8 protein-coding genes and 1 pseudogene are annotated in these 13,079 nt (G+C 53.8%); 5 read left to right on the top strand and 4 right to left on the bottom strand.

Features of this window, described 5'->3' with window-relative positions; all coding sequences use genetic code 11:
- Window positions 1-42: 42 nt before the first annotated feature.
- The 4 genes from AC3ZU9_RS00940 (at window position 43) to AC3ZU9_RS00925 (ending at window position 5,975) form a co-directional block, all read left to right on the top strand.
- Entirely contained in the window at window positions 43-1,806 is a 1,764-nt protein-coding gene (locus AC3ZU9_RS00940; protein WP_490090151.1) for a UvrD-helicase domain-containing protein, read from the top strand.
- Between the two features lie 370 nt (window positions 1,807-2,176).
- Window positions 2,177-2,614, top strand: a complete 438-nt coding sequence (locus AC3ZU9_RS00935; RefSeq protein ID WP_137212325.1) for a MazG nucleotide pyrophosphohydrolase domain-containing protein — start codon at window positions 2,177-2,179, stop codon at window positions 2,612-2,614.
- Window positions 2,611-3,774 carry a hypothetical protein gene (locus tag AC3ZU9_RS00930; protein ID WP_137212324.1) on the top strand — a complete coding sequence of 388 codons (1,164 nt, stop codon included), beginning with the start codon at window positions 2,611-2,613 and terminating at the stop codon, window positions 3,772-3,774. The genes AC3ZU9_RS00935 and AC3ZU9_RS00930 overlap by 4 nt, the downstream gene beginning before the upstream one ends.
- Complete coding sequence (locus tag AC3ZU9_RS00925; protein ID WP_490090150.1) at window positions 3,774-5,975, top strand: hypothetical protein; 2,202 nt, start codon at window positions 3,774-3,776, stop codon at window positions 5,973-5,975. The genes AC3ZU9_RS00930 and AC3ZU9_RS00925 overlap by 1 nt, the downstream gene beginning before the upstream one ends.
- Window positions 5,976-7,380: 1,405 nt before the next feature.
- Here AC3ZU9_RS00925 and AC3ZU9_RS00920 read toward each other — a convergent pair.
- Both AC3ZU9_RS00920 and AC3ZU9_RS00915 read right to left on the bottom strand, forming a co-directional pair.
- On the bottom strand, window positions 7,381-8,712 hold the full coding sequence (locus AC3ZU9_RS00920; RefSeq protein WP_137212322.1) for a tyrosine-type recombinase/integrase: 1,332 nt from the start codon (window positions 8,710-8,712) through the stop codon (window positions 7,381-7,383).
- Between the two features lie 1,481 nt (window positions 8,713-10,193).
- A complete protein-coding gene (locus AC3ZU9_RS00915; protein WP_012724229.1) occupies window positions 10,194-10,943 on the bottom strand; it encodes an SDR family NAD(P)-dependent oxidoreductase in 750 nt (249 codons plus the stop codon).
- Between the two features lie 99 nt (window positions 10,944-11,042).
- Here AC3ZU9_RS00915 and AC3ZU9_RS00910 point away from each other — a divergent pair, with 99 nt between their 5' ends.
- Window positions 11,043-11,402, top strand: a complete 360-nt coding sequence (locus AC3ZU9_RS00910) for a winged helix-turn-helix transcriptional regulator (protein ID WP_012724228.1) — start codon at window positions 11,043-11,045, stop codon at window positions 11,400-11,402.
- A 60-nt stretch (window positions 11,403-11,462) separates the two neighbouring features.
- Here AC3ZU9_RS00910 and AC3ZU9_RS00905 read toward each other — a convergent pair whose 3' ends face one another.
- Window positions 11,463-12,188 carry a methyl-accepting chemotaxis protein gene (locus AC3ZU9_RS00905; RefSeq protein ID WP_370636041.1) on the bottom strand — a complete coding sequence of 242 codons (726 nt, stop codon included), beginning with the start codon at window positions 12,186-12,188 and terminating at the stop codon, window positions 11,463-11,465.
- Window positions 12,189-12,320: 132 nt separating this feature from the next.
- A pseudogene (locus AC3ZU9_RS00900) lies at window positions 12,321-13,076 on the bottom strand (MCP four helix bundle domain-containing protein); the annotation flags it as partial.
- Between the last annotated feature and the right edge of the window lie 3 nt (window positions 13,077-13,079).

Here is a 13,079-nt window from a genome sequence, read left to right as displayed (position 1 = left end):
CGCTCGAGTTGCTGAAGAACCCCCACGCAGGGTGCTCCCCCAATGAACTTCACCCAGGAACAGTTGGATTATCTCGCCTCACCGCTCGATAGGCACGTTTACCTCAAGGCCTGCCCGGGCAGCGGAAAGACGGAAGTGGTTGCCGCGATGGTGGCCAAAATAGTCCAAGAATGGTCTCGGTCACCATCGGGCATCGCAGTCCTGACGTTCTCCAACAGTGCCACGGACGAACTCAGGAACAGGGTTCATAGGTACCTGGGGGAGCCGATCGGCAAACCTCATCTAATCGCTACGTTCGACAGCTTTGTGCTGAACCGGCTGGTGGCGAGCATTGCCAGTGAGATGACGGGATATACCGGCAGGGAGGGTGACTTTCGCATTCGGATTCTGGACAAAGCAGCGAACATCTATCGCACGCGAAATAGCATTTGCAATCGTTGGATCTCTGCGTGCAAATACGACTACGACCTTGGAACGACCAAGTTCGTATTTTCCACTGGCGAACGCGGCCTCGATAAGCAACTGAACGCCGAAACCCTTAATCATGATACCTGCAAAGATCTTATTGCCACTAAGAAGCGGCTGTGGCGAGGAGGTTTTGCCACTTTTGGTGACATCGACATGCTTGCCCTGAAGGCATTCAAGGATAGGAAATTCGACCCCTATTTTTCGCGGATCGCGCGCCGGTTTCCTCTGGTCATCGTGGACGAATGCCAGGATCTCTCTACAGAGCAACTGCGAATCGTGGAGCATCTCGCACGGTTCGGTATGGCGTTCCATTTCGTGGGTGATCTGAACCAGTCAATCTATGGCTTTCGCAAGTCAAACCCAGAGAATGTCACCGACCTCATGGTCAAGCTGAAATTCGACCCGTATGAGCTCAAGTCGAACTGGCGGAGTGGACAGGTCATAGTCGATCTGTGTACCAACATCCTTGGCGGCGAACGGATCATGGGCAATGCAGATATTCCTTCCCTGCAACCACGGATACTCGAATATGAAGTGTGCCCCTCTGAGCTGCTGCCTACGATTCGCACCATGACACAGGGGTACACCAAAGTGGTACTGGTGGCCCGAGGTCATACGACCCTGCAGCGTTTACGTAATGGTGAGACCTTCGAAGGCATCGAACTATTGGCAGTCGCGTGCATCAGCGCCAACACAGGTAACCTTAAGGACATCAAGCAAAGCCTGAGGACGTTTGCAAAGTGGCTGGCCGAAAAGCTCGAGCTGCAGGTCACCAAAGTCGGCCCCTATTGCCCCATTGTCATGGAGTCCAAGCTTGTTTGGCGGAAATTCCTCCATGAAAGCCTGAAATTCATGGTCGCCAATGGTGCTGGCAAGTCCGATCAGACTTGGTCTACTTGGGTGCGCACTGCAAAGCTGGCGATCCGACGGCTCCCGAATCAACCTTTCGTACCTGTGGAGTTACTGGAGGAGCTGGATGTCCTGAAAAACTTGAACCTTGTGGCTCGCAAAGGGCAGGGTGATAAGCCAGTCTCCGTGCGAGTGTTGAGCCAAGAGGTACTGGAGGGGCCACCAGACACGTTGCGCTACGAAACTATTCACCAGGTGAAGGGCGAAACTCACGATGTCACTGTGGTGGTTTCGTCCCAACAGCCCGGGCCGCACCAGTCTCATTGGCAAGACTGGTTGCGAGATCGCGGATCGGAAGCCGCAAGGTTCGCTTATGTGGCGAGTTCCAGGCCCCAGCATATGTTGATTTGGGCGGTAAAAAAGCTCAAAGAAGAGGATCGACCTGTACTGGCACAATTGGGTTTTGAAGTACCGCCCCCCCCCCGATAACCGTCCCTAAACGAGCACATTTGCGATCCCCTCGTTAAATCTAATCACCATTTAGGTCGTTCACTCATGCTGGGCGCGCTGTGCAAAACTTCTGGGGCATGCTTTCGTCAACTTGGCCTTTTGATCTAAATCAGTAGGGTGAGACGATGAGTTTTCAAATGTACATGGAGGTCTCCTGTGTATGAACCGTTCCTCGGCGCCCTCCGTGTATGCTTAAGGCCTCACGGCTAACCGGAGGCAGGGTGCATGCAGCCAGAGCAACCAACCCTGACCCAGTGGTCACGTGGCTCAGAGCATAGCCTTGATTTTTTGCGCTTAGCATCCCGCAGCCCACACTTACAATTTTTGACTAATCGATAAGGGAGCATTCATGGGTAAGCCTTTTAAAGACCGAATTCATGCCATGAATCAGATGTACAAGCTGCCGATCAACGGCACGCCCACGCTACTGACCGATCCTGCGGACAAGCTCAAGAAGTTCAAAGCCACGCTGATGGCTGAAGTTCATGAGATCGATGAAATCGTCGAAAAGATCGAAAAAGGCGATGCTGAAATCGATATAAAGGCCGCCATTGCCGACTTGTTGGGCGACGTGATTGTTTACTGCAGGTCTGAGGCGCTGAAGTACGGCTTACCGCTCGAGGAGGTGCTGGACATCATCATGGACAGCAACGAGAGCAAGCTCGGGGCGGATGGAAAGCCGATCTACGATGAAAATGGCAAGTTCCTCAAAGGCCCGAATTACTGGAAACCGGAGCCCAAGATCAAAAACTTGCTTCTTGGTGCTAACGGCAAAGCGGACGCTTGATCGGAGAAACAGGCTTGAAATCCATCAACATTGGCAAGACGCGTACGCTCAAAGACATCGAGGCGGCCATTCGCAAGATCTGCGATCGTCCGGGGGAGAAATTCCTCATTCAGGCAGACATGCTCAGCGCCCGGCGTGGCGCCATGCATGATGCCGCACGCCTCCAACTGATCGTCACCCTGGCCCGACAGCAGCTGCAGAGCGACTACCTGGATTTTAACCCGCAGGCAGATGTTAAAACGCTCTTACACAACCTCGCTAACTGTTCGCCAGGTATCGCAGCTTTACGTCTTTCCAAGGGTATCCGGCTAGGCGAACTGACATTCAATCGCCGAGAGGTCTTCCAAGAGTCGGTAGAACGAATGCAGGCCATGGATGCAGGTCGGTACGAGGACGTCGTAAATGGCCGGGCCGTCGATTTGATTTGTGTAGCGGGATCGAAGGTTCAGCACCTGCGACCGCTGTTTAGCGCTGCAGGTCAGGTAAAGCCTCCATCTGAAATGACCACCGAGATGCGCAGGCTCATTGACTTTGTCAACAAGCAGAGCGGGCGCACCAGTGTTCCAGAATCATTGATCGAAAGCTTAGGTCTGTTCTGTTCTGAGCTTGTATCCAACACACAGGAACATGCGACCTCAGATCATCTTGGCAACGCGTATTTTGCCCACGTTGAAGGCGTCATGATCGGCTGGAGGCGTCTTGAGGACGACATCTTTGCCGAAGACTTCGACGGCAGTGAGGACTTGCGCCGTTACTGGCAGAGAGAATCTTCTACCACCGACAATAACAAGACAAGCTTGCGGGCGTTGCACATCAGCTTCTTCGACTCCGGCCCAGGATTTGCCTCCAGAATGAGCGGTAAGGCGGTGCGAGAGATGTCGCTCCAGGATGAGCGGGGGTATCTGCTCAAATGCTTGCAGCCGCGTCAGTCCAGCAAGACTCTGGACGCCGCGGGGATAGGTCTGCCTGCCATCTTGAATGAGCTTCGCAAGGTGGGCGGGTTAATCCGTATTCGTTCTGGCCGGCTGTGCATCTACAACCAGTTCGAAGAAAACGATCGGCAGCGTGACCCTGACGACTTCAGGGATTGGGGCAACACCGACCTGGCACCCGTTGCTGGGGCCGTTGTCACCATTATGATTCCATTGAGGGGCATGTAATGGAGCGTTTCTATCAATGGATGTCCGCTGTCAGCGACTTTAGCGGCAGTCATGAAGCGTTGGTCATTTGCTACAACGATTCGGAGCTCTCGGTACAGCACGTCTTCACTGATATCGAAGACGCGCTGAAGGCCCAACGACATCTGCCTGACTGTGTCTACATCGTGGGAACATCTGATCAGTTGTCGGTCTACAACAGCAGTTGGGCTGACGATCAAGACCGCCTGGCCAACCTCCTGAAGCGTGGCGTAAAAAACGCGCGTGTGTGCGTCCATGAATACGTGTTCTTAGAGTGGAATGGCGCGAGCTTCAACGTTCATGTGCTGGGCGGCCAGGAACTTGTCTACCACTATGATCCGAGCACTCTCTTGCGAGATGGTTTAAGAACGCTGATCGAGAAGAACAACGTCATTCATTCTGCTCCGTCCGCGCATTCTTTCAAGCACCCATCCGGCACGCTCAACAATGTGTTTATCCAGGCCCGAGAACTGGCGAGTGATGAGGCCGAAGTTTGCGTGGTGGGGTATGCGATCGCACTCGAATACGGCGTCAGGCTGCGCCAAGCGGCCAAGGTGTACATCGACACCATGGGCATTTACGCCTTCGTGAAGAATGCGCTTGGTCGCTTGGACAGTAAGGCCGAAGTCATGAGTTTCCACTCCTATGAGCGACTCAAGACAATGTACCCTCCAGCAAGTGACTATTTCTGCGTGGTATCGGCTTCCACGTCCGGCGGCATGGCCAAGCAGATGGGGGAGCAGGGTTTCACAGGGGATTGCGTTGCCACCCTGATCGATCGCACGGCGGATGGCCGATACGGGGGTGTCCTGGTCGCCTTGGACGACATTGACTATCCACTGCCGGTCAAGGCGGAGGAAGGCTGCACGCTAATCGAGATCATAGGGGAGAACTTCTCGGCGAAATCAAAGCCTCCCAAATCGATCACAATATCCCTGAAGCATGACCCTAAACGGCTGGCCAAATTCCACAAGTATTTCGGTATGGGGGGAATCATTGGATTCAACCGGTCGAGCACGCCTCGCAAGCTGTTGACGCTCAATCCTGATCTGCTGCTAGCGGACGTTGAATTCAGGAAATGGCTGACCGCTGAAATTGACTGGTCGGTCTCTATGGCGACAAACCTAATTGTGTACGCCGACGATGACGGGTCGAAAAAACTCGGCGAGGTGACCAATGAGATGCTCAGTCAGAAATGGGGCGCTACCAAGTCAATCCGATGCGTGCCTTACAGCGAACTTGATCAAGTCGATTTTGAGACCGTCTCCGGGGTGCTTGTCGCGACAGTGGTAGCGCGCGACGGGGGCATTCTAAGGGAGATCAGTCGTGATCTGCGGGCCTACATGGACGCGTCCGTCCCACGCAGATTCCTTGCACCGATCGGGATTCCACAGAGCGCCAGAGCCTGGGCGCTCCTCAAGACTTTCCTGATGAAGAACCCCACGCCCCGGGAGTATGGCTTTTCCAACTGGCTGTGCTTACCCATTGGTGATGACGGGAAACAGAACGCCTGGAGTCGCTTGATCACGGTTGCGTCAGCCGGGCAGGTCGATGACGTCGGCTTCACGCCCAAAGTCGCGGAAAAGGTTCGTCATGAGGCTATTGATGAGGCCTCTGAGCTTGTTGAGGAGCACAAGCACCACTTCCTGCCAAAACATGATGGCAGCGCGCTCGCCTTGTCGGATGGGTTTCTGTTCTTCGACCCCTCAAGCAATGTGGGTCGGGACTGTCCAAACGTACCGCAAAGCACAGTGTTCTTCACGATTGCTGCAGTTCTGCAATTCGCTCGCGAACACGACGATCATGAGCTACGCCTTCAGCCGACGGGGTATGAGTCCGTGGTGTTATCACCGGAGTGCTTCCTTCGGTTTAACGACAACGTCCTACAGGCGTCATTCCTCCGGGCGTGTCTACCTTCAGAGCTCGACTACTCAGCAAGCCCGGAGCTGAGCAAGCTGATGAAGGAGTTCATCGCCAAGGTATTTGCCCGCTGGGAGCGGACTTACGGCGATGCCGCCCTGGAGTTTGCCGCTGCACTTGCTACCGGTACGCTAAAACTCACGCAAGAAGACGCCCGGGCACTGCTCGAGGAGGCTATCGAAAACCGTAAGGACAAGGCCTCCAGCCTGTTGGGGTTGCTGCTGCTCACCCAACGCGCGCTGTTCCCAGCCTTTGAAGGATAGAAAAGAGGTTGTAAACCAATTTTCGATGCTGTTAACCGAAGTGGTTTACTGTGCAAAAAGTTGGTTTACAGGTAGCTGTGTGGGGCGCCAGTGACCGGGGTGTTCCCTGAAAACTAACGGTTACCTTAGTTTTCGCGGACTTTGGAGCGGTTAGCTTGAGAAGCTAAGCTATCGCTTAGTTTTTTCCCTGGCTTCGCAAAGTGCTGACGCTCGTGCTCGAGAAAGCGAGGGCAGGGTAGCGGAGTGCGCGTGGCAGGCCGAATGATGTATGTAAAAACAGCGTTATTTCTAGCCTCATGAATCTGGCACCTGTGTGTTCTGATTAACCTTGTCGACCATGATGGGTGGTCGCCAGTGGAGAATGGCTACAGGCCCGTGTCACGTGGTTTAGAGGCTCATCAGGAGCCCAACACAGGGGGCGTCGGTGTACTTGAACGCTCGAGGTGTCGTATCTTTCCTATGCTGCATATAAATACAGTTAGTGTTTCTCCGCTGCGCCAAGCAACGCATTGCACAGAATGATCCGCGAACAGCGGCTTCAGGATAGCCAAGTGGGCTTATCATCGGCGCTGTTCCTGATCCTGGCAGACTCAACGCTCATGGCTTCTTGCTCGTTGCACCTCGATTCTATTTTGCGAACTGGAGGGCATTTCGAGGCGGTTGGTCTGCGAATCTCACGATTTCAAACTCTACGTGATCAGGTTTGTCCGTGGGGAGATTGGCCAGCCATACTTGAACACGGTCTTCCAACCCGGCTTCGCAGAGACGCGTATCGGGCCAAAAGTTGTGGGCTCCGTCAGCAATCAGCTGTTTGGCAAGCTCTCGCTCTCGCGCACCGATCAAGCACCAAGCCACGAAGAATCTCTCGTCCCAGTAGCAGAGCATAATAGATGTACTGGGGCGTCAGTTCCGATGCTCAGTTGATCAACTTCGCGGTCGAAACAAACATCCCGTTCAATTGATCCATCAAGGATCCTCCCGCAGGATGTCGACGGCTTTGAAAAACCAACCAATTGCTTGAAATTGACTAAGCCTTACAAGTTTCTTCTGGGCAACGGACAATTGGCGGGTGCCAAACCATGTTTTGGTTCGAGCGCGAGAGCATGAAGTGGATTTAGCGCCGGGCATTTAAATACCTCCATTATTATTAATGACGGCACCGATATAGCAACTATGGATTAGCAGTAGGCGCAATTCGATTCAAATACTAACGTATCGCCTGACGATGCCTGACGTTAAATAAGCACTCGCCAATGTTAAAGTTCGGACGTGTTCACCAATGTCCAACCAGGCGGTGCAGCAACTGTCGAACGGTAGTGAGTACAGTCGCAATTGACTGTACTCATCTGATTGAGAATGCGTATGTAGCCCGATACCGGTAGCTGCTATGGAGGCGATGGGACTTTTAACCCCTGTCGCGCATGCCCACGCCACGCACAGAGAGACTACGTTCTTGGTCGTGCGAGTGGTAATAGACGTTCTGAGTGGTGCTGAGACTGCTATGCCGCAAGTCCATCTGCAGATCCTTTGGACTACGCAGTGGCGCATCAAACGTTGCAGAAGTATGCCGCAGCCAGTGCGCAGACGCTGCACGCAGGCTATTCATCTCGTGTTCTTCGCGCTCCTCATCGCGCATTCGCGCGACAGCATTATCGAAGACTGATTGGAGGAGGGCGCGTACTTGTCGCCCGGAGAGTCCTGAGCGACCTCGAAGTGTCATCAGCAGAGGCGTCTGCTCGTTCCATTCCGGCAACGGCGAAAGGCCTACAAACCGGCGGTAGCGCTTCAGGTACTTGGAGACGTACTCATCCCTGACTGCGACCTTACCGGCCTTGTTGCCTTTCCCGATCACGTGGTACCACCAGTTGCCCTCTGGATCCTGGCGAAAATCACCCATGACCGGGTGCCAGTTCGGCCGGCCAACGATGTCGGAGACCCGGAGATACATCGCAAACAGAGTGGCGACGATGAATAGAGTGCGTTCGTGTCGCGCTGGCTCATCCTGGGCCATCCGTTCAGCGGTCTCCAGCACGTAGTCCCACTGTAAGGGCGTCAGGGCGCGATTCGAGCCTTCCTCTTGTGGCGCTCCACGGTTAAGGGTGCGCTTCTTGATCATCCGGAAAGGGTTCGCCGAAGCTGTCCCGTCTTCGATCATGTACTCAAAGAACCGGCTGCAGATCGTATAGATCTGGTTGAGGGTGCTCGGAGAAGGCTTGTAACGAGTGACGCTCGAGGCCACGCCAGGCTCTGCATCCCGGAATGTGGCGTCGGGCGTTAACTTCAGGTCATTCGAGGAGTCCTTAGATTGCTTCAGGCTAAATGGCCTCCATTTCTCGTTTGGCATGACAGGATCACCCCAAGCAGATTCGGTCTGATCGCTGGTCACGAAACGGCCGCGTACGACTGGGCCAATCCAGTCTCCTGGAGGGTTACGGCAGAACTCTAGGTAGTCTTCCGCATCTTGGCGTTTGAGCTGAGAAAAAGGCTTCTGCTTTATGATGAGCGCCCATAACAACAACCTTTCAACATGAGTTCTATAAGAAGTGAAAGTTTGGCTGTTGTCCGAAAAGGCGCGAAGAAACTCCCGAGTCGTTAGATAACCCTTGTTAGCCTCCACTGATGCGGGAAAATTTTGAATGTACTGACGAATGCAAGCCATACTAGGTTCACGCAAACTAAAGTCCATATCAATGAAAATTTCGTAGGTCTCAAAAACAGGCATGGGCTGCGTAGACATATTGGTGCACTACCGTATGATTTGTCGCTGATTAAGAACTTCCAGTAATGGGAGTAACTGGAAGTTAGGGCAGGGCGGTTGTATTTTCCATCTTCTTTAATGTGAACTGATGAGCATTGATCGATGGTAGCCCCTGAATGACTCCGTTGCAACTACCCTTGCTCAGCAGACATAGTGTTAGCATGGGCTTGACAAAAGCCTGGGATCTGCACTAAGTAGCGATTGCCCTGTTGGTTTTTCCGCTAATTACTTCGTGTAGATTTTTTGCGCCTCATGTGATGCGCGGAATTTCTTTATATTTAAATATGTATTGTCAGACCAATCTGAATTCGCCGCTTCATTATGGACTTAAACCTTTCTGGATCATTATCAAAATTATTAATCCAATATTGTCAAAGTGTGCGAACTCCATTTTTATTCTTTGGGTGTCATGAGCGTAAAACGGAGTTAAGCTCATTGGAGCGGCTTTGCTCGGCACAAGGTCAGTGGCAATTGTCGTGTAATTCATGCTTCGGGCTCTGCATTTTCGGAATAATATTCGCTTCAACGAAGCTCAGGCAGAAATCAAGAAATGAGTGGAAAAGCACGATTGGTTTTTCCATTTAAATCTTTTGATAGAAACGCACTCTGGGACATCCACTTGTTTTGTTGAATACCCGTGAGAGCCCGATTTTCGTGGGTTGCACGGACTTTAAGTCTGATCAGAACATGGCATTTCCACTTATTTTGTCAATAAATAACGGCGCCATCGAGGGAGGCTACGACCAAGCTACGTATTGTTGATCATGTCGTTCAGGAGCGGCGGCGAGCAGACAAGGATCATTGCGTGATTGCAACACGAACCATGGTGTCCATGGCACTGGCCCTTTATTACCGGGCTTTGGAGAGGTTGAAGCGGCTTTGAGAAGCTTCAGCTTAGGCCCTATGAGCATGCGGACGCTAGGCTTAAGCAGGTCTCCGGCAAGACCTTTGGCAGCGCTCGGTCGGCATGGAATGTCCACTTGTTTCGTCTCAGGAAACGGGGGGTGAGAATGTCTATTCATTTCTTCAAAAATCGCTGGAACCCCTGTCTTCCGTGGGCTTCAGGGCAGCCAAAGATGCGCACCTTCGGATCTCAGTCCATTTATTTCTCCATAGAATCGGGAGCTGTTCAATTTGAGGCTAGTCAGTAAATAATGCTATTAATCAGTACCTTACGGATTTTCAGAAAACAGATTTTTCCACTGATTTTGTTAAAAACAACTTGTCGCAATGGCTTGCTGGCTGCGTTCCAGCCCTCAGGGATCAAGGGTTTCAGGGCATTAGCATAGGGCTTTCCACTTAAACCGCGATTGGCGCACTGGCGGTCAAGCTTGACGGAGTTGGTAGAGGTCGAAATATCCAAATACACTATTTAACATAATATACATTATGCGCAATACGATGCTACGTAATCAGGGGCAGTGCCCGTCAGATTTCAACAGACAAAACCCCTATCTGACTCAAACCTGAGCAAAGCCCCCATCAACAAACATTTCACTGCCTGTCATGAAGCTGCTCTCATCCGATGCCAGGAACAACGCTGCTGCTGCAACTTCTTCAGGCTTGCCGATACGACCCAACGGAAGCTGCGCGGTCATGTCGTCGATGATTGCTTCCTTTTGTCCCGTGCCTGAAAGCGCCAGGTCAAGACCCGGTGTCGAGATCGGCCCTGGTGAAAGTACGTTGACGCGAATCCCCGTGCCTTTCAGATCCAGTGCCCAGCTCCTGGCGAAATTACGCAGCGCCGCCTTGGTGGCGCTGTATACGCTGAACGCCGGTGTGCCCATGGTGCCTGTGGTCGAACCGGTCAGGATCACTGAGCTGCCGGCGTGCATGAGTGGCAACGCCGCCTGCACGGTAAACAGCGTGCCTTTGACGTTGATGCCGAATGTACGGTCAAACGACTCCTCAGTGATCGATCCGATCGGCTGGAAATCTCCCAGGCCCGCGTTGGCGAACAGTACGTCAACTCGGCCTTTATCGGCTTTGACTTGAGTGAAAATGCGCTCGAGGTCGTCCAGTCTTGAAATGTCACCTTGTATGGCGATGGCGTCAGCGCCGATCAGGTGTAGCGCCTTGTCCAGTTCTTCCTGCCGGCGACCGACGATCACCACCTGTGCGCCTTCAGCCGCAAAGCGAATGGCGGTTGCCAGGCCGATGCCGCTGTTGCCGCCGGTAACCACTGCAATTTTGCCGTTGAGCCTGTTCATGATGAACTCCAAAGAATGTTGAGGCCCAACTGTAGATCTACGCTATTCTTTTGAATAGTATGCACCTTTTAGTAAGTACCCCCTGGAGCCTGTATCCTGATGGCCAACAACTCATTCAACTGTGGTCTCGAAGCCGCCCTGGCGATGATTGGTGGTAAATGGAAGCCACTGGTTCTGTTCAATCTGGCCCAGAACGTTCATCGATATGGCGAATTAAGACGCGCGATTGGCGGCGTGACCGATAAGGTATTGATCCAGCAACTCAAGGAGTTGGAGCGCGATGAGATCATTGCCCGCGTGGATTTCCAGGAAATACCGCCTAAAGTCGAATATTCCCTGACGCCCTTCGGGCAGTCCCTGGCCACGGCGCTGGGCGCGCTGTGCCAATGGGGCACGGAACATATGCAAACAGTTGAGCGCATCGCCGAACGACGTACGTCTGCCCTCGCCCAACCGTGAGCCCCCTGCCCCGACAGCCAACTCAACTAAATGACTATTTAGTTGAGTTAAATCAATAAGTTACAATCTAAACCGATCAACAGACTGCGACAGCTTACCTGCCAGGTTGGACAACTCGTCCGTGGTCGACGCCGTTGTGGCGATCACCCGGCTATTGTTCTGCGACATGCCCGCAATCATCTCCACCTGATGGGCAATTTCATTGCTGGCCAGGCTCTGCTCACCGATAGTGCGGGAGATATCGTTGACCATTTCCGTGGTATTCAAGGTGGCCTGGAGGATCTCGCGGATCGCCCGCTCGACCTCGGCGGTCACCGCCATGCCCTTATCCACTTGAGCAACGCCCTCCTCCATGCTGGTGACGGCTTCCCGCGTGCTTTGCTGGATGCGGCCGACCATGCTGGCAATTTCCTGGGTCGAGGCGCTGGTACGCCCGGCGAGGCTGCGTACTTCATCAGCGACCACGGCGAACCCGCGGCCCTGCTCACCGGCGCGTGCAGCTTCGATCGCGGCATTCAAGGCCAACAGGTTGGTTTGGTCGGCGATCCCTTTGATCACCTGGATAATGCTGAAGATCGCCTCGGACTCCTTGTCCAGCGTGCGGATCACCTGGGCGGATTGCTGAGCGGAGCGCGCAATGCCGTCCATGTCACTGACCACCTGATGAATCACCCGCCCGCCGTCCTTGGCCAAGGTTTCGGCCTGGTTCGCCATCTCGAGTGCGCGTCCGGCATGCCGGGTGATTTCCTCGATACTCGCCGTCATTTCACTTGCAGCGGCGGCCATGGTCGTGGCTGCTGAGCTTTGCTGCTGGCTGCTGCCGGCCACTTCATGGCAGCCGTGGCTGAGTTGCTCGCTCATGCCATTGACCCCTTGCGCGTTGCTGCGCACCACTTCGATCATGCCGCGCAGATCCCGCTGCATCGTGGCGAGGCTGCGAATCAATGCGCTGGCTTCGTCCTTGCGGCGGGGCTCGACAATCGGCTCACTCAAGTTGCCATGGGCGATGCTGTCGGCAATGCGGCTGGCCATTTGCAGCGGCCCCATGATGCTGAGCATGACCCAGCGGCCTTGGGCCAACAGCAGCAAAAGACTGGCGATCAACACCGCACCCAGGGTGAGATTGGCGTTGCTGATGGTCTGCCGGGTGCCCACACTGGTTTGCTGGGTGTTGTTTTCGATCAGCTCGCTCAGCGTCGCCATTTGATCTTCCAGGCGGGTGAACGCGGTATTGAACGTATCCAGTTCAGCACGCGCGGCTTCGGGATTGTCCAGCGCGAGGGTGACGATACGCTCACCCGCGGCGATGTAGCTTTCCAAGCTGGGTTTGATTTTTTCCAGGTTGGCCTTAAGCGTATCGTCCAGCGGCAGCTTGAGGTTGTCCGCCAACACCTGGCGAAAATGCTCGGCGTGTTCCTTGAGCGAGCTGTTGACTTCGGCCTTGGTGCTGGTGCTTTTACCCAGGCCGACCAACATGGCCGACAGCACATCGGCGCGCAGCGCATCGTGCATCATGTCGGCTTCCATATGGTTGCGCAGCACGGTCATGCTGACCTCGCTGTCCTGCACGGCGTCGCCCATCCGGTTATTTCCCAGGTAACCGGTCAAGCTCATGATCAAGGCCGTGAGCAACCCGGTCGTAATCAACAGCATCAAGCGTAGTTTGATCGTCATGCA

It is taken from the genome of Pseudomonas sp. A39 (assembly GCF_058145955.1).
This window is presented reverse-complemented; position numbering and strand designations above follow the sequence as displayed.